16 protein-coding genes are annotated in these 17,090 nt (G+C 70.4%); 14 read left to right on the top strand and 2 right to left on the bottom strand.

Features of this window, described 5'->3' with window-relative positions; all coding sequences use genetic code 11:
* Nucleotides 1-136: 136 nt before the first annotated feature.
* Genes BOX17_RS03655 through BOX17_RS03640 form a run of 4 tightly spaced genes read left to right on the top strand, consistent with a single transcriptional unit; the run spans nucleotide 137 to nucleotide 3,896 of the window.
* Nucleotides 137-838, top strand: coding sequence for a response regulator (locus tag BOX17_RS03655; RefSeq protein ID WP_071942105.1), 702 nt, complete (start codon nucleotides 137-139; stop codon nucleotides 836-838).
* The gene (locus BOX17_RS03650) at nucleotides 835-2,217 is read left to right on the top strand and encodes an ATP-binding protein (RefSeq protein WP_071942104.1); all 1,383 of its coding nucleotides are present in this window, start codon (nucleotides 835-837) and stop codon (nucleotides 2,215-2,217) included. Before BOX17_RS03655 ends, BOX17_RS03650 begins: the two co-directional genes overlap by 4 nt.
* Before the next feature lie 21 nt (nucleotides 2,218-2,238).
* Nucleotides 2,239-2,934, top strand: coding sequence for a c-type cytochrome (locus BOX17_RS03645; RefSeq protein WP_071942103.1), 696 nt, complete (start codon nucleotides 2,239-2,241; stop codon nucleotides 2,932-2,934).
* Nucleotides 2,931-3,896, top strand: coding sequence for a c-type cytochrome (locus BOX17_RS03640; RefSeq protein WP_071942102.1), 966 nt, complete (start codon nucleotides 2,931-2,933; stop codon nucleotides 3,894-3,896). The genes BOX17_RS03645 and BOX17_RS03640 overlap by 4 nt, the downstream gene beginning before the upstream one ends.
* A gap of 75 nt (nucleotides 3,897-3,971) precedes the next feature.
* On the opposite strand, the gene dsbG is transcribed toward BOX17_RS03640, so the two are convergent.
* The gene (gene dsbG / locus BOX17_RS03635) at nucleotides 3,972-4,736 is read right to left on the bottom strand and encodes a thiol:disulfide interchange protein DsbG (protein ID WP_071942101.1); all 765 of its coding nucleotides are present in this window, start codon (nucleotides 4,734-4,736) and stop codon (nucleotides 3,972-3,974) included.
* Between the two features lie 202 nt (nucleotides 4,737-4,938).
* Between dsbG and BOX17_RS03630 the strand changes: the two genes are divergently transcribed.
* Nucleotides 4,939-5,463, top strand: coding sequence for a copper chaperone PCu(A)C (locus tag BOX17_RS03630; protein ID WP_071942100.1), 525 nt, complete (start codon nucleotides 4,939-4,941; stop codon nucleotides 5,461-5,463).
* A gap of 28 nt (nucleotides 5,464-5,491) precedes the next feature.
* On the opposite strand, the gene BOX17_RS03625 is transcribed toward BOX17_RS03630, so the two are convergent.
* Nucleotides 5,492-7,330 carry a sugar phosphorylase gene (locus tag BOX17_RS03625; protein ID WP_083582059.1) on the bottom strand — a complete coding sequence of 613 codons (1,839 nt, stop codon included), beginning with the start codon at nucleotides 7,328-7,330 and terminating at the stop codon, nucleotides 5,492-5,494.
* Between the two features lie 128 nt (nucleotides 7,331-7,458).
* Between BOX17_RS03625 and nrdR the strand changes: the two genes are divergently transcribed.
* From nrdR to lon, 9 genes are all read left to right on the top strand, one after another.
* Complete coding sequence (gene nrdR, locus BOX17_RS03620; protein WP_071942099.1) at nucleotides 7,459-7,944, top strand: transcriptional regulator NrdR; 486 nt, start codon at nucleotides 7,459-7,461, stop codon at nucleotides 7,942-7,944.
* Nucleotides 7,944-9,113 carry a bifunctional diaminohydroxyphosphoribosylaminopyrimidine deaminase/5-amino-6-(5-phosphoribosylamino)uracil reductase RibD gene (gene ribD / locus BOX17_RS03615; RefSeq protein ID WP_071946612.1) on the top strand — a complete coding sequence of 390 codons (1,170 nt, stop codon included), beginning with the start codon at nucleotides 7,944-7,946 and terminating at the stop codon, nucleotides 9,111-9,113. The genes nrdR and ribD overlap by 1 nt, the downstream gene beginning before the upstream one ends.
* A gap of 404 nt (nucleotides 9,114-9,517) precedes the next feature.
* A complete protein-coding gene (ribBA, locus tag BOX17_RS03610) occupies nucleotides 9,518-10,681 on the top strand; it encodes a bifunctional 3,4-dihydroxy-2-butanone-4-phosphate synthase/GTP cyclohydrolase II (protein WP_071942098.1) in 1,164 nt (387 codons plus the stop codon).
* 85 nt (nucleotides 10,682-10,766) lie between these two features.
* Nucleotides 10,767-11,267, top strand: a complete 501-nt coding sequence (gene ribH, locus BOX17_RS03605) for a 6,7-dimethyl-8-ribityllumazine synthase (protein ID WP_071942097.1) — start codon at nucleotides 10,767-10,769, stop codon at nucleotides 11,265-11,267.
* Entirely contained in the window at nucleotides 11,264-11,767 is a 504-nt protein-coding gene (gene nusB / locus BOX17_RS03600; protein WP_071942096.1) for a transcription antitermination factor NusB, read from the top strand. The genes ribH and nusB overlap by 4 nt, the downstream gene beginning before the upstream one ends.
* A gap of 12 nt (nucleotides 11,768-11,779) precedes the next feature.
* Nucleotides 11,780-12,739, top strand: a complete 960-nt coding sequence (gene thiL / locus BOX17_RS03595; RefSeq protein ID WP_071942095.1) for a thiamine-phosphate kinase — start codon at nucleotides 11,780-11,782, stop codon at nucleotides 12,737-12,739.
* Nucleotides 12,736-13,209: a phosphatidylglycerophosphatase A family protein gene (locus BOX17_RS03590; RefSeq protein WP_071942094.1), complete on the top strand. Its 474-nt coding sequence runs from the start codon at nucleotides 12,736-12,738 to the stop codon at nucleotides 13,207-13,209. Before thiL ends, BOX17_RS03590 begins: the two co-directional genes overlap by 4 nt.
* Nucleotides 13,210-13,285: 76 nt before the next feature.
* Complete coding sequence (locus BOX17_RS03585; protein ID WP_341853295.1) at nucleotides 13,286-14,536, top strand: DUF945 family protein; 1,251 nt, start codon at nucleotides 13,286-13,288, stop codon at nucleotides 14,534-14,536.
* Nucleotides 14,537-14,614: 78 nt separating this feature from the next.
* Entirely contained in the window at nucleotides 14,615-17,047 is a 2,433-nt protein-coding gene (gene lon, locus BOX17_RS03580; RefSeq protein ID WP_071942093.1) for an endopeptidase La, read from the top strand.
* Nucleotides 17,048-17,090: the final 43 nt, after the last annotated feature.

Genomic DNA, 17,090 nt, shown 5'->3' with positions numbered 1-17,090 from the left:
ATCCCCCGCCGGGCCCCGGCGGGGGATGCCTGTTTTCGACCAATGGACGGCCCGCCGGGCGCTCCCGCGCCGGGCGACTTAACGCCCGCTTAATGGCCCGGTGCCAGGATGGGGCGGACCGTGAGGAATTCCTGCCATGCATGTACTGCTCATCGAGGATGACGCCCTGGTGGCGTCGGGCATCCAGGCCGGGCTCGCCGTCCACGACTTCGTCGTCGATACAGTGGGCTCCCTGGCCGAGGCGCGTGCGGCCATGGGGACGGTCGCAAGCGACGTGGTGATCCTCGACCGGGGCTTGCCCGATGGCGACGGCATGACGCTGCTCGAGGAGTGGCGCGGGGCCGACATCGACATTCCGGTGCTGGTGCTGACCGCCCGGGACGCGGTGAGCGACCGCATCGAGGGGCTGCATGTCGGGGCCGACGACTACCTGGTCAAGCCCTTCGACCTCGACGAGCTGGTGGCGCGCCTGCTGGCGCTGCTGCGACGGGCCGCCGGGCGTTGCCGGGCGCTGGTCGAGCACGGCCCGCTGTGCCTCGACCCGGTCTCCCGGGAGGTGGCGGTGGCCGGGCGCCCCGTGAGCCTGTCGCGCCGTGAGCTGGTGCTGCTGGAGGCCTTCCTCCAGGCGCCGCGTAGCGTGCTCAGCGCCGAACAGCTCAAGGACAGCCTCTACGGCATGAACGACGAGGTGGAGAGCAATGCGCTCAACGTCCACATCCATCACCTGCGCCGCAAGCTCGGCAGCGGGGTGATCGAGACGGTCCGCGGCCTGGGCTACCGGCTCGGCCCGCCCTCGGCGGTGGAGGGAAGGCCACGCCGCGAGGGCGGCCGGGCATGAGCCTTCGCACGCGGCTGGTGCTGACCCTGGGGGTGACCCTGATGCTGCTCTGGGGGCTGGCCGCCGCCTGGCTGATGCGCGACCTCTATCAGCAGGTGGAGACGACCCTCGACCAGCGCCTCGCCCAGTCGGCGCGCATGGTGGCGGGGCTGATGGCCCAGCTCCCGGTGGACGTGTGGGAGCAGGCCGACCATCGGGCCCTCTCGATCCCGCCCATCGAGGGGCTGGCCTGCCAGGTGCATTCGCCGCGCGGCGAGATCATCGCGCGCACCCACACCGACATGGACGGCATCCTGAAGGCCCGCGAGCCGGGCCATGCCTACCGTGAGGAGGGCGGCATGACCTGGCGGGTGTTCACCTACGAGCGGGACGGGCTGACCATCACCACCGCCGATCGCATGGACGAGCGCGACCTGCTGATGCGCAACGTGTTGGAGGTGGCGGTGGTGCCCTTCGTGGTGGCGCTGGCGGGCAGCCTGCTGGCGCTGTGGGCCGGGGTGGTGAGGGGGCTTCGGCCCCTCGATCGGCTGCGCGAGGCCCTGGCACGCCGCGATCCGGAGGCCCTGGCGCCGGTGGTGACCCATGGGGTGCCGTCCGAGATCCGGCCGCTGGTGGAGACGCTCAACCAGCTGCTGGCGCGTATCCAGCAGGCCATCGTGAGGGAGCAGCACTTCACCAACGATGCGGCCCATGAGCTGCGCACGCCACTTACGGCCATCAAGACCCACCTGCAGGTGGCCGGCCGGGTCGAGGGCGAGGCCTCGCGCCAGGCCCTGGCGCAGGCCGAGGAGGGTGTGGCCCGCCTGTCCCGTACCCTGGACCAGCTGCTGATGCTGGCCCGGGTGGAGGGGCGCCTTCACTTCGAGGAGGGCGAGGCCAGCCGGGCCGACGACGTGGTCGAGCTAGCGCTGCGGGACGCCTCGGCGAGCGATCGGGCGCGCTTCACGCTGCCCCCCGCCTGGCCCGAGGCACGCCTCGCGGTGCCGCGGGAACTGGCCATCACCGCGCTGCGCAACCTGCTCGACAACGCCCTGCACCATGGCTCCGGGGAGGGCCCGGTGGAGGTGTCGAGTCGGCTGGACGAGGCGGGGGAGGCGCTGACCTACCGCGTCCGGGACCATGGTCCCGGGGTCGATGACGACCAGCTCGAGCAGCTGCCCCGGCGCTTCTGGCGGGCCAGCCGCCGGCAGGGCAGCGGCCTGGGACTCGCCATCGTGGCCGCCATCGCCGAGCGCGTCGGCGGTCGACTGGCATTCTCCCGCCCCGAGGGGGGCGGGCTCGAGGCTCGGCTGACGTTGCCGCTGAAGCAGGGCCTGAGGCCGAGCGAGAGTGGGGCCGGCACGACCGGTCCGGGAAGGAAACCCGCAAGGGATCAATGACAACGACGAGGGTGACCCGAGATGACAACCATGAGGATCGCGAGTGGCCTCGGCCTGCTGCTGGGCCTGGGCCTGGCGGCGGGGCAGGTCCAGGCCCTGGAGGGCGATGCCGAGCGCGGCCAGCAGGCCGCCGGCGCCTGCGTGGCCTGCCACCAGGCCGACGGCATGGGCATGAACAACCCGGGCGGCCAGTCCTGGCCGCGACTGGCCGGGCTGCCGGCGGCGTACATCGCCAAGCAGCTCCACGACATCAAGGAGGGACGCCGCGAGAGCGCCACCATGATGCCCTTTGCCAACATGCTCGACGACCAGCAGATCGCCGACGTGGCGGTCTACTACGCCGAGATGGAATCCTGGCCGGCACTGCCCACCGCCTACCGGGCGGCCGATCCCCAGGACGCCGCCGAGTGGCTCGCCGAACGGGGTGACTGGGCCCAGGACACCATGGTCCCGGCCTGCAGCCAGTGCCATGGTCCCAATGGCCAGGGTGTCGGCGCCACCTTCCCGCCGCTGGCGGGCCAGCATCCGGGCTATATCGTGAGCCAGCTCGAGGCCTGGCGCGACGGCACCCGTCACAACGACCCCAACCAGCTGATGGCGGGCATCGCCAAGCGCCTGGACGAGGCGCAGATCGCGATGATCGCCGACTACTACGCCACCCTGCCGGCGCGCATCGCCGAACAAGAGGCCGGTGCACAAGAGGAGGACGGTCAATGAGCCTGCGTACATCCCACCTGCTGATGGCCGGCACCCTGGCCTCGGCCCTCGGCCTCTCCCTGGCGGCCCACGCCCAGGAGAACGCGACCGAGCGTGACTACCAGCTGCCGCTGCCCGAGGCCCCCGAGGGGAAGGTCACCTTCCAGCCGCCCCACGAGCGCGACCTGCCCGACAACCAGTATGGGGAGATGGTGCGCAAGGGCCGCGACCTCTTCGTCAACACCCAGGCGCTGCGCGGCGAGTACGTCTTCAACGACCAGAACTGCTCGAACTGCCACCTGGATGCCGGTCGCCTGGCCAACTCGGCGCCGATGTGGGCCTCCTTCGGGGTATATCCGGCCTATCGCGGCAAGAACGACAAGGTGAACACCATGGCCGAGCGGATCCAGGGGTGTTTCACCTACTCCATGAACGGCAAGCCGCCGGAGTACGGCAGCGAGCCGCTGGTGGCCATGCAGACCTACCTGCACTGGATGTCGACCGGGGCGCCGATCAATGAATCCCTGCCCGGCCGCGGCTATCCCAAGCTCGAGGCGACCGAGCAGGGAGCCGATCGCGCCCGGGGCGCCGAGGTCTATGCCGCCCAGTGTGCGGTCTGCCACGGCGAGCAGGGCCAGGGCCAGAAGGTCGGCGAGCGCCAGGTCTTCCCGCCACTGTGGGGTGACGGGGCCTACAACTGGGGAGCCGGGATGCACCGGGTGAACACGGCGGCCAACTTCATCAAGGCCAACATGCCCCTGGGCAAGCCCTACTCGCTCTCCGACCAGCAGGCCTGGGACGTGGCGGCGTTCATCAACAGCCACGACCGGCCCCAGGATCCGCGTCGTCGCACCATGGAGAGCCTGGACGCGACCGACGAGACCTTCCACAACCACCAGGGGTTCTACGGGGACGAGATCGACGGGCATCGCCTGGGCGATCACGACAATTTCGGCGACAACCCGCGGCCGCTGGACGGCTGAACGTTCCCGCCTGATGCCTCGCCACGGGCCCCGCTGCCATCCGCAGCGGGGCCCGTCGTGCTTTCGGGCGGCGCGTCAGGGACGCGGCGAGCCCATCATCTCGATGAGGCGCGCCTCGTCCGGGGCGCCCTGGACCTGCTCCAGGCGGCCATCGTCGCGGCGGAAGTAGGTGGTGGGGGTGGCCATCAGTCCCAGGCCCTCGAAGCGCTGGTTGTTGGCACGGACCTGCTCCTCGATCTCGCGCGGTTGGGCCGAGGCCTCGATGCCATCCTCGCTGTCCTGGTGCCGCTGCAGCGCCGCGACGGGGTCGTCGGCCCCGAGCAGGGCGGCCGCCTTGGCCGGGCTGTCCTGGCGCAGGATGCCCACCATGACATGGCGCAGCTGGACCCTGCCGGCCTCGACCCAGGGGCGGCTCTGCTCGTGGAAGCGCGCGCAGTAGGGGCAGTTGGGGTCGGTGAAGGTGTAGAGAATGCGTTCGGCGTCCGGGTCGCCATCCCGGATCCAGTGGCTCTGCTCGAGCGCCTGCCACACCTGAGCCTCCTGAACGCTGCCCACGTGCTCGTCCAGCGGGGCGGCGGAGAGGTCGTTGCCCTGGGCATCGATGAGGGTGCCGACCACGGCGTGCTCGCCGTCCGGCGTGAGATACACCGCCATCTCGCGGCCGCGGTGGCTGGCGGCGAAGCCATCGAGGCCGCCCGGCGCCTCGAATCGGGCATGGACCTCCAGGCCCTGATCCACCAGCGCCTGGATCGGGGCCGGCCAGGAGGTGTCGGCCCAGAGCGTCGTGGCGGCCGTCAGCGAGGCCAGGCCGGCCGTCACGGAGAGGAAGAGGGTTCGCATCGCGGTGTCCTGTCATGGGGAAGTGTCGGGGGGTGACGCGGAGACTCGTTCCGGGCCCCGGAGTTCCCATCCTGCCACGCCGGCATTAGCCGTGGATTAGCCGCCGGGTCGCGCGGCGAGGCGAGATGTCGCACCCCGCTGCCCGTCGCCGTCATGGCAGGATAGGCTCGAGTCCTTACCGTGAATACCGGAGTCTACCCCCATGCGCCTTGCCTCCCTCCCGCTGACCCTGCTCTCCCTCTCGCTGTTCAGCGCCGCCGCAGAGGCCCAGTCGATCACCGTCGACGATCCCCAGGTGCGGGCCGTGCCGCCGGGCTCGACCACCACCGCCGCCTTCATGTCGCTGACCAACCCGGGCGAGACGGACCTGGCGCTGGTCGGGGGCGCCTCACCGCTGGCCGGGACCCTGGAGCTTCACAACCACGTGATGGTGGAGGGCGTGATGCAGATGCGCCGGGTCGACGAGATCCCGATCCCGGCCGGCGAGACCGTGCACCTGGCGCCGGGCGGCTGGCACCTGATGATGTTCGACCTGGCCGCGACCCCGGCCGAGGGCGAGAACGTCGAGCTGACCCTGACCCTCGACAACGGCGAGCGCCTGACCCTCGAGGCGCCGGTGCGTCGCGTGCAGCCGATGCAGATGTCGAACCAGGGCGGCATGGGGGACGACGAGATGGGACACGACGAGATGGGGAGCGACGAGAGGGACCCGCCCTCGGCCCACTGATCGCCGCGCGCTGATCATCGCCCGTGGATCACCCCGGGGCCACTAGCCACAGGCTCCGGTAGGGGGCCAGGCTCTCCTCCTTTGCCCAGGGCGCGTCCTCCAGCAGGTCTTGCCAGCCGGGCGTGTCCAGGGCGTCGAGCGCCAGCGGCTGGCGCCGGTCGGTGACATTGTGGATCGCCAGCAGGCGACGGCCGTCGGCCAGGGGGCCGCGCTCCAGCACCAGCAGCTCCGGCGGGGTCGGGATCACGCGCTGCCTTGCGTCCGGGTGGAAGCAGGGTTCCCGGCGACGCACCGCCAGGCGACGCCTCAGGGCCAGGAACACCTCCCGGGTGGGAGTGTTGCGGCTGTCCAGCAGCTCCTCGAGTGAGGGGGTGTGCCAGCGATGCCGGTTGATCGCGCGCAGGCGGCCAGTGCGCTCGACGCCTTCCAGGTCGTTGAGGGTGGCGGTCAGCGAATGGAGGTAGAGGGCGGGAATGCCCTGCAGGGCCAGCATCAGGTGCTGGCTGCACAGGAAGCGCTCCACCTGCCAGGGGTCCGCCCCGCGGCGGGTCCCCTTCATGGCCTCGAACCAGGTGATGTTGATCTCGTAGGGAATGTCCCGTCCCTGCCCGTCGGTGCGCATGCTGACGAAGCCGCCGAAACGATGCATCAGTTCCAGCAGGGCCTCGAACTCGTGACTCGGCAGCCAGCCCTCCAGCGGTCGGACCCCGATGCCGTCATGGCTGGCGGTGAAGTTGACGTAGCTGCAGCCCGGGGGCAGGTCGGGCAGGCTCTCGAGCCAGCCGGCCAGGGTCGAGGCCTCGCCGCTGGTCAGGGTATGCAGCAGCAGGGGCGGCAGTGGGAACTGGTAGACCAGGTGGGCCTCGTCCGGCGTTGCCGGCTCCTCGTCGTCCTCCCCCGATGATCGATCGCGGTCCTCGTTGGGCAGGCCCTCCAGGTCGGCGTTGGGTAGCCGTACCAGGCCAAAGTAGCTGAGGTTCTCCCGGTGGGGCACGTTGGTCTCGGTGAGCAGCAGCGTGCCCGGCGCCATGTGGTCGACCACGGCGCGCAGCAGTCGCACCACCTCATGGGTCTCGGGCAGGTGGATGCAGGGGGTGCCCGGTATCTTCCACAGGAAGGCGATGGCGTCCAGGCGGATGACTCGCGCGCCCTGCTCCAGGTAGAAGAGCAGGATGCCGATGAACTCCAGCAGCACATCGGGGTTGGCGAAGTTGAGGTCGATCTGGTCCTCGGAGAAGGTCGCCCAGAGGTGCCGGGTGCCGCGACGGGTCGGGACCGGCACCAGCAGCGGGCTGCTGCGCGGCCGGACGACGGCGGAGAGGTCGGTGTCCGGGTCCATCTCGATGAAGTAGTCGCGCCCCGGGAGGCTGCCGCTCAGGTAGTCGACGAACCACAGCGATTCCCGCGAGACGTGGTTGAGCACCAGGTCCACCACCAGGTCCCCCTTCTCGGCGAGGCGCCGGATATCGGACCAGTCGCCCAGGGCCGGGTCGACCTCCCGGTAGTGGATCACCGAGAAGCCGTCGTCGCTGCTCCAGGGGAAGAAGGGCAGCACGTGGACGCCGCTGAAGGTCTCCGGCAGGCGGGCCTCAAGGAAGGCCTGCAGCACCGCCAGGGGCGGGGTGTCCCCGTCGAGCAGGCTGTCGCCGTAGCCGATCAGCCACTGGTCGCGCTCGCTCCATAATGGGGCGGCCTCGTCCGCGTCGCGGGCTGGCAGGGCACCGCGGTGGTGCGACAGCAGCGTCAGCAGGCGGCGCAGCACCTCATCCCGGCGGGGTCCGTACAGCATGGCGAGATGGTCGCGGGCGCGGGCCGTGAAGCCGGCCTCGTCCAGCGGGCGGGCGAGCGAGCGTGTCTTCTGGGACATGGTGGCCTCCGTTGGCCTGGCGATGTCATGGTCTTGCAGGAGCCGTGCCATCCCGGGCGCGCTGGGCGCTCCCGCCGGGAACCGTTACAATGCGGCGACACCCTCTCATCGACGTCGGGTCATCCCCTATGCATTGCCCCTTCTGTGGCGCCAACGACACGCGCGTGACCGATTCCCGCCTGGTGGCCGAGGGCGACCAGGTCCGGCGTCGTCGTCAGTGTGCGGCCTGCGGCGAGCGCTTCACCACCTACGAGACCGCCGAGCTGTTGATGCCTCGGGTGATCAAGTCAGACGGCACCCGTGAGGTCTTCGACGAGGGCAAGCTGCGCGCCGGCATGCTGCGCGCCCTGGAGAAGCGTCCGGTCAGCGCCGAGTCGATCGAGGCGGCGGTGGAGCGCATTCGCCAGCACCTGCGCGCCCGGGGCGAGCGCGAGATCCATGCCCGGGACATCGGCGAGGAGGTGATGCAGGCGCTCAAGCGCCTCGACCAGGTGGCCTATATCCGCTTCGCCTCGGTCTATCGCCGCTTCCAGGACATCGACGAGTTCCGCGCCGAGATCGACCGCCTGGCCCAGGAGCCCGGCTTTTCCCCCGATTCCCCCGGAGGGCAATGATGGCCGACCCGACCCTGCCCGAGCCCTGGATGGCGCGCGCCCTCAAGCTGGCGGGCCGCGGACGCTACACCACCGACCCCAACCCGCGCGTGGGCTGCGTGCTGGTCAAGGCGGGGCGGGTCGTCGGCGAGGGCTGGCACGAACGGGCCGGTGAGCCCCATGCCGAGGTCCATGCGCTGCGCGCGGCGGGGCAGGCCGCCCGCGGCGCCACCGCCTACGTGACCCTCGAGCCCTGTGCCCACCAGGGCCGCACCGGCCCCTGCGCCCTGGCGCTGGTCGAGGCCGGCGTGACCCGAGTCGTGGTGGCCATGCAGGATCCCAACCCGCAGGTGGCCGGCCGCGGCCTCGCGCTGCTGCGCGAGGCCGGCGTCGAGGTGGAGGAGGGCCTGCTGGAGGACGAGGCCCTGGCGCTCAACCCCGGCTTCGTGATGCGCATGTCCCACGGCCGCCCCTTCGTGCGCCTGAAGATGGCCATGAGCCTGGACGGGCGCACCGCCATGCGCTCCGGCGAGTCCCAGTGGATCACCGGCCCCCGTGCAAGGCGCGAGGTCCAGCGCCTTCGAGCCCGCTCCAGCGCCATCGTCACCGGGGTCGAGTCGATCATTTTCGACAATGCCCGGCTCACCGTGCGCCCCGACCAGCTGGAGCTGCCCGACGGCGAGGCGATCGCCGCCCGCCAGCCGCTGCGCGTGGTGGTGGATTCGCGCCTGCGGCTGCCGCTGGCGGCGGCCTGCTTGCGCGAGCCCGGCCGCACCCTGGTGGCCACCCTGGCCGAGCACGGCACCGAGCGGCGAGAGCGGCTCGAGGCGGCCGGGGCCGAGGTGGTGGTGATGCCGGCAGGGGACGACGGCCGGGTCGACCTCGATGCCCTGCTGCGCCACCTGGCTGCCCGGGAGCAGGCCAACGAGGTGCTGCTCGAGACCGGGGCGACCCTGGCTGGCGCCATGCTGGAGGCCGGCCTGATCGACGAGATGCAGCTGTTCGTGGCGCCGACCCTGCTCGGCGGCGAGGCGCGTCCGCTCTTCGAGCTGCCGGGCCTCTCCCTGATGGCCCAGCAGAAGGGGCTGGAGATCCTCGACATCCGGGCCGTGGGCCAGGACTGGCGAATCACGGCCAGGCCCCGGCGGAGTTCGCCAACCTCTCACGAGTGGCACCGGGGACAGGCCTGAGAGGAGGTCCTGCGCCATGGGTGAGGAGGATTCCTCCGAACGGGCTGGCCAGGGATGGCCAGCACCGGTCTTGCAAGCGGAGCAGGATGCGAGAGCGCTGCAAGGCGCCGGTAGCGCCCAGGGACGGGTTTACAGCACCTCCTCGATGGCCTGTCACTCCGGGGCCTGTGGCCTGATCAGCTCGAGTACATAAACCGGCCCCCGCCGATGGGCATTTATATTGGCGCACTATGACGCGCCACGGTGGCTCTCTACGGACGCCCGCCGATGCGCCGCGATGGCTCTTCACTGGCGCCCGCCGACGCGCCACGGTACCCTGACGCGGTTTCGAGGTGGCGACGCCGTATGGCGACCCGATCGTCGCGGGATACCGACCGCCATCACGCTGAATCAATGGAGACTCCATGGTGCACTCCTCATCCGGGGGCCTGGCCCCCATCGAAGAACTGGTGGAGGACATCCGTCAGGGCAAGATGGTGATCCTGATGGATGACGAGGATCGCGAGAACGAAGGCGACATCATCATGGCCGCCGAGAAGGTCGAGGCCGAGCACATCAACTTCATGGCGCGCCACGCTAGGGGGTTGATATGCCTGCCGATGACCCGCGAGCGCTGCGAGCGTCTCCAGCTGCCGCTGATGGTGCGCGACAACGGCTCCGGCTTCGGGACCAAGTTCACCCTGTCCATCGAGGCCGCCGAGGGGGTGACCACCGGCATCTCCGCCGCCGACCGGGCGCGCACCGTGCGCGCGGCGGTCGCCCGGGACGCGAAGGCGGGAGACATCGTCCAGCCGGGCCACATCTTCCCGTTGATGGCCGAGCCCGGCGGCGTGCTGCGTCGCGCCGGTCACACCGAGGCGGCCTGCGACCTCTCGGCGCTGGCCGGCCTCGACCCCAGCGGCGTGATCTGCGAGGTCATGAACGAGGATGGCAGCATGGCCCGCCGAGCCGAGCTCGAGCGCTTCGCCGTCGAGCACGGGCTGAAGATGGGCACCATCGCCGACCTGATCCACTACCGGATCCACAACGAGCAGACCGTGCAGCCGGTGGAGTCGACCCCGGTCGAGACCGCCTTCGGCGAGCTCACCCTGCACGTCTTCCGCGACAGCATCCAGGGCGCCCATCACCTGGCGCTGGTCAAGGGGCATCCGCACCCCTCGGCCCTGACCACGGTGCGCGTGCACCTGGCCAACGTGATGCGCGACCTGCTCGCCTTGCAGAAGGGCGACAGGCCGAGCTGGACTGCCCAGCAGGCCCTGGCCGAGGTGGCCCGCGCCGAGCACGGGGTCTTCGTGCTGCTCGACGACGGCCGTCCCCGCCAGGACCTCCATGACCTGCTCGAGGTCTTCCTGGAGCGCCGTCGCCCGCCGCGCACCAGCGACTCCGACGGCGCCGGCAACTACCTGACCATCGGCACCGGCTCGCAGATCCTGCGCCACCTGGGCGTGGGCAGGATGCGGCTGTTGAGCTCCCCCTGGAAGTTCTCCGCCCTCTCCGGGTTCGACCTCGAGGTGGTGGAGAGACTGGAGCCCGGTGAGCCCGCGGCCGTCGAGGAGCGCGGCGACTAGCGCCGCGCCCGCCTTTCACATGACGGCATGGCCTCGGCCATGCCCTCCGGACCCTTCAGCACCGGACCTTTCAGGACACAGAACCATGCAACCGATTTCCCAAGTCGAAGGCAGCTTCGTCGACGTCGATGGCCGCTACGTGATCGTGGTCGGCCGTTTCAACCATCACGTGGTGGACAGCCTGGTGGAGGGCGCCGTGGACAGCCTGGTGCGCCACGGCGTCGACCCGCAGGGCATCGATATCGTCCACGTGCCCGGCGCCTGGGAGCTGCCGCTGGCGATCAAGCGCGTGCTCCAGGTGGCGCGCCCCGACGCGGTCATCGCCCTGGGGGCGGTCATCCGCGGCGGCACCCCCCACTTCGAGTACGTGGCCGGCGGCTGCAACACGGCCATGGGCCACCTGCAGCTCGAGTTCGATACCCCGGTGGCCAACGGCGTGCTGACCGTCGAGTCCATCGAGCAGGCCATCGAGCGCGCCGGCACCAAGGCCGGCAACAAGGGCGCCGAGGCGGCCATGGCGGCCATGGAGATGGTCTCGCTGCTGCGCTGCTTCGGCGACGATGCCGACGACGGGGGTGAGGCATGAGCGCCGAGCGACCGCGCGCGCCCTCGAAGGCCCAGCAGTCGCGCCATGCGGCGCGCGAGCTGGCCGTCCAGGGCCTCTACCAGTGGCAGATGACCGGCAAGTCGATCACCGCCGTGGAGTCCGAGTTCCGCAGCCAGGTGGCCGACGATGACCTCGAGGACCACGAGAACTGGCACAAGGTCATGGAGATCGCCGACCTGGCGCTCTTCCACGAGCTGCTGCACAACGTGGCCCGCGACCGCCAGGCCCTCGATGCCGCCATCGCGCCGCTGCTCGATCGCCGCCTGGAGGATCTCGATCCCATCGAGCTGGCGATCCTCCGCCTGGGGGCCTACGAGCTCTCCAAGCGCCTGGAGGTGCCGTACCGTGCCGTCATCAACGAAGGGGTGGAGCTCGCCAAGTCCTTCGGTGCCACGGACGGGCACAAGTACGTCAACGGCATCCTCGACAAGCTTGCCGGGCGACTGCGTTCCGCCGAGGTCACCGCTCGCCGCCGCTGAAGGCCTGCCCCGATGCACAGCGAATTCGAACTCATCACCCGCTTCTTCACGCCCGACCCGCCCGGGGCGGAGGCCGGCGTGACCCTGGGCGTGGGGGACGACTGCACCCTGCTGGCCCCGACGGCAGGGCAGCGGCTGGCGGTCAGCGTGGACACCTCGGTGGCCGGGACCCACTTTCCCGAGGAGGCGCCGGCCGTGGCGGTCGGCCACCGGGCGCTGGCGGTCAGCCTGAGCGACCTCGCCGCCATGGGCGCCCGTGCCCGCTGGTGCCTGATGTCGCTGACCCTGCCGGCGGCGGATGACGGCCCCTGGCTGGGGGAGTTCGCCCGCGGCTTCCACGAGCTCTGCGACGCCACCGGCACCGCCCTGGTGGGCGGCGACGTCACCCGTGGCGAGCTGGCCATCGGCGTGACGGTGATGGGGGAGGTGCCCCCGGAGCAGGCGCTGACCCGCAGCGGGGCACGGCCGGGGGACCTGCTGGCGGTCACCGGGTCGCTCGGCGGCGGCGCCGGGGGACTGGCCCTGTGGCAGCAAGGCGAGAGGGATACCGGCCATCCGCTGCTCACACGCTACCTCCATCCGCTGCCGCGCCTCGAGGCGGGCCTGGCCCTGCGTGGCCTGGCCAGCGCGGCTATCGACATCTCCGATGGCCTGCTGGCCGACCTCGGCCATATCCTCGATTGCTCTGGCGTCGGGGCCGAGCTGGTCCCCGAGGCCTTGCCCCTGGCGGAGGGGCTCACGGCGGCGCTCGGAGAGGAGCGCGCCCTGGCGGCGGGGCTGCACGGCGGTGACGACTACGAGCTGCTGGTGGCCCTGCCGCCCGAGCGTCTCGACGAGGCCCGCGAGAGGCTGGCCGCTTTCGGCCTGCCGCTCACCCAGGTCGGCCGGGTGGCCGAGGCCCCCGGCGTGCGCGGGGTGGCGGCCGGCGCCGAGCGCGGTTGGCAGCACTTCCAGGGAGGCGGAGTCCCATGAATCAGGCCCCTGCGAGCGTCTGGCGACGCCCGGTGCACTTCCTGGCCTTCGGGCTGGGCAGCGGTACCGTGCCCTTCGCCCCCGGCACCTTCGGCACCCTGGCCGCCATCCCCTTCTACTGGCTGATGTCCGAGCTGCCGCTGGGCTGGTACCTGGGGCTGGTGGCGGTGACCTTCCTGTGGGGCATATGGCTCTGTGACAAGACCTCCCACGACCTGGGCGTCCACGACCACTCCGGCATCGTCTGGGACGAGTTTGTCGGCTACTGGCTGACCATGGCCGCCGTGCCCTTCTCCTGGGAGGCCGCCCTGTGGGGGTTCGTGGTCTTCCGTATCTTCGACGTCTTCAAGCCCTGGCCGATCCGCTGGGCGGATCGGCGGGTGGCGGGCGGCTTCGGCATCATGATCGACGATGTCCTCGCCGCGGCCTATGCATGGAGTACCATGCACCTGTGGTTCTGGCTCCACTGATTTGACCCCCAGGAGGCCCTGCGTCCTCTTGGCGCCTCGGGGGCTCGGCGGCACGGCGCGGACAAGGAAGGCCTTCATGATGCGCAAGGAACGACTGATCGTCCCGGTGGTGGTGGGACTGACGCTGCTCTGGGCGGTGGCCCAGTACATCGCCAGCGTCCTCTTCGAGCGTGAGCTGGCCCGGGCCCTCGAGGATCTCGCCGCCCGGGGAGACTTCGCCGTCGAGCGCACCCAGGTCCATCGGGGCTGGCTCGAGTCCAGCGGCACCATCCAGCTCACGCCCCGGTTCGGCCGGGCCTGGCACCTCGAGCTGCCCTACGAGGCGCGTCATGGGGTGATCAGCACGCGGATCGACGGCGAGCTTCGCCCCCATGTCGGTCCCGCCGACGATCGCCTGTTCGGCGATCTTCTGCCTTCGTCACCGCCCCTCTGGCAGGCCCGCTACCACACCCTGGGCGCCACCCTGGGAGGGCACCTGGAGCTGGCCCCCTTCGTGATCAGCCAGCAGGCGCGCGAGCTCGAGTTCCGCGGCGGGCGGGTCACCTTCGGCGGCGTCTACGGGGACTGGCGCCTGCAGGCCACGCTCGCCCCCTGGCGACTCAGCGACGGCGAGACCACCCTGGAGGCCGGACCGGCTACCCTGGAGAGTCGCTATGCCTATACCGAGGATGCCCACCACTTCACCCAGCAGGACCTGCTCAAGGTCGAGCACCTGGCCTGGCACCAGTCGGCCCTCGACCTGGACGCCACTGGCCTCGTGCTGCACAGCCGCACGGCCCTCGACGAGGAGGAGCTGCGCATCGAGAGCGAGCTCCGCCTGGATCGCCTGGTCACCGCCGACGAGGTCCTGCTCACCGGCCGCGTGGCCGTGGAGCTGTCGCGGATCAACGCCGACGCGCTGCGCGGCGTGCTGTCCGTGCTGCGCGACGAGGCGGCCCGGGGTGAGGCCGACCGGCAGGGCAGGGAGCTGCTGTCCCTGCTGGAGGATGACCTGATGGGCCTACTCCGGGATTCCCCGCGGCTGGACATCCATGCCATCGACCTCGACAGCCCCATGCTGGGTATCGACGCCCGCGGCGACGGGGCGCTGTTCTTCGATGCCCGGCGCCTCGAGGGGCTGGACCTGGCCGCGCTGGGCGATCCCGAGGAGCAGGCCCGCTGGCGGTCGCGTCTCTACGGGGATGTCTCCTGGGACCAGGTGCCCCCGGTGGTGGCGCTGTGGCTCGGCCTGCCGCTGGGCACCGAGGACCTGGCGATCGATGTGGTGCGTGGCCGGGTCAGGATCAACGGTCGGCCGCTGCCGCCGGCCCTCGAGCGGCTTCAATGACTTGAAGTCGGGCCCCGGCGCCCGCATTCCTGAAGGCAGCCCCGGGACCAGCTCCCGACGATCCAGGACGAGGAACGCATGAGCGACGACCACGAGATACACGATGGCCTGGACTGGATCCATGCCAGCGACGATGACGTCTTCGACGACGAGATGCCGGGGGCAGGCAGCCACCAGGCGGTGGTGCCTGCCAGCGACTCCCTGCCCGAGCGCATCTACCTGCTGCCCATCCACAATCGGCCCTTCTTCCCCGCCCAGGTCCAGCCGCTGGTGATCAACCGCGAGCGCTGGGAGGAGACCATCCGCCGGGTCGGCAACACGCCTCACCGCACCGTCGGCCTGGCGTTCGTCGGCGAGACCGGCGTGGCGGACCTGGGCAGCGAGGACTTTCCCGAGATCGGCACCGCGGTCCGGGTCCACAAGCTGCAGGGCGAGGAGCAGCAGATTCAGTTCATCGCCCAGGGCATGCGGCGCTTCCGCATCCAGCGCTGGCTCTCCAAGGAGCCGCCCTACCTGGTGGAGGTGATCTATCCCCGCGAGCCGGTGGATGCCGAGGAGGACGAGACCCGCGCCTATGCCATGGCGCTGATCAACGGCATCAAGGAGCTGCTGCCGATCAACCCGCTCTATGGCGAGGAGCTCAAGCACTACCTGAACCGCTTCAGCCCCCATGAGCCGGGCCCGCTGACCGACTTCGCCGCGGCCATCACCTCGGCCAAGGGGCACGAGCTGCAGGACGTGCTGGCGACCCTGCCGGTCATGGACCGCATGCAGAAGGTGCTCCCGCTGCTGCGCAAGGAGATCGAGGTCGCCCAGCTGCAGAGCGAGATCAGCGAGCAGGTCAACGCCCAGATGCAGGAGCGCCAGCGGGAGTTCTTCCTGCGCGAGCAGCTCAAGGTGATCCAGCGCGAGCTGGGCATCTCCAAGGACGACCGCGAGAACGACGTCGATACCTTCCGGGCGCGGCTCGAGGGTCGCGTGGTGCCCGAGCGGGTCATGGAACGCATCGACGACGAGCTCGACAAGCTCTCGGTGCTGGAGACCGGGTCGCCGGAGTACGGCACCACCCGCAACTACCTGGACTGGCTCACCGCCATGCCCTGGGGCGTCACCAGTCAGGACCAGCTCGACCTGGGCCATGCCCGCACGGTCCTCGACCGCGACCATGACGGCCTGAACGACGTCAAGGAGCGCATCGTCGAGTTCCTCGCCGAGGGCACCTTCAAGGGCGACGTGGGCGGCTCGATCCTGCTGCTGGTCGGCCCGCCGGGCGTCGGCAAGACCTCGGTGGGGCGCTCCATCGCCGAGGCCCTGGGCCGGGAGTTCTACCGCTTCTCGGTGGGCGGCATGCGCGACGAGGCCGAGATCAAGGGCCATCGCCGGACCTACATCGGCGCCATGCCCGGCAAGATGGTCCAGGCCATCAAGGAGGTCGAGGTCGAGAACCCGGTGATCATGCTCGACGAGATCGACAAGATGGGGCAGTCCTTCCAGGGCGACCCCGCCTCGGCGCTGCTCGAGGTGCTCGACCCGGAGCAGAACGTCGACTTCCTCGACCACTACCTCGACGTGCGGCTGGACCTCTCCAAGGTGCTCTTCGTCTGTACCGCCAACACCCTAGACTCGATCCCCCCGGCGCTGCTCGATCGCATGGAGCAGATCCGCCTCTCGGGCTATATCGCCGAGGAGAAGGTGGCCATCGCCAAGCACTTCCTCTGGCCCAAGCTGCTCAAGCGCGACCGGATCCCCAAGAAGCGCATCAACCTCACCGATGCGGCCCTGCGCCAGGTCATCGAGGGCTACGCCCGGGAGGCCGGGGTGCGCCAGCTGGAGAAGCAGCTGCACCGCATCGTGCGCAAGGCGGCCGTGAAACTGCTGGAGGACGACCAGAAGTCGGTGCGGGTCTCGGTGAACAACCTAGAGGACTTCCTCGGCGCGCCGATCTTCCGCAAGGAGAAGGTCATGAAGGGCGAGGGCGTGGTCACGGGCCTGGCCTGGACCGCCATGGGTGGGGCCACGCTCTCCGTGGAAGCCGGCAAGGTGCACGCCCTGGATCGCGGCTTCAAGCTCACCGGCCAGCTCGGCGACGTGATGAAGGAATCGGCCAACATCGCCTACAGTTACGTGCTCGGCCACCTCGGCAGCTACGGGGCCGACCCGGACTTCTTCGACTCGGCGTTCGTCCATCTCCACGTGCCGGAGGGGGCGACCCCCAAGGACGGTCCCTCGGCCGGGGTGACCATGGCGACGGCGCTGCTGTCGCTGGCCAGGCACCATGCCATCGACCGGTCCCTGGCCATGACCGGCGAGCTCACCCTGACCGGCCAGGTGCTGCCGGTGGGCGGCATTCGCGAGAAGGTGATCGCGGCGCGGCGCAGCGACATCTTCGAGCTGATCCTGCCCGAGGCGAACCGCCGCGACTACGAGGAGCTCCCCGATTACCTCCGGGACGGCATGACGGTGCACTTCGCCGGCCGCTACCGCGACGTGGCCTCGGTGGTGTTCGGCTAGCCAGGGGGTTGGTGATAGGGTCTCGATGACCCCACAAGAGGAA

This window comes from Halomonas aestuarii (assembly GCF_001886615.1).
GTDB classification, from domain to species: Bacteria; Pseudomonadota; Gammaproteobacteria; order Pseudomonadales; family Halomonadaceae; genus Halomonas; species Halomonas aestuarii.
This window is presented reverse-complemented; position numbering and strand designations above follow the sequence as displayed.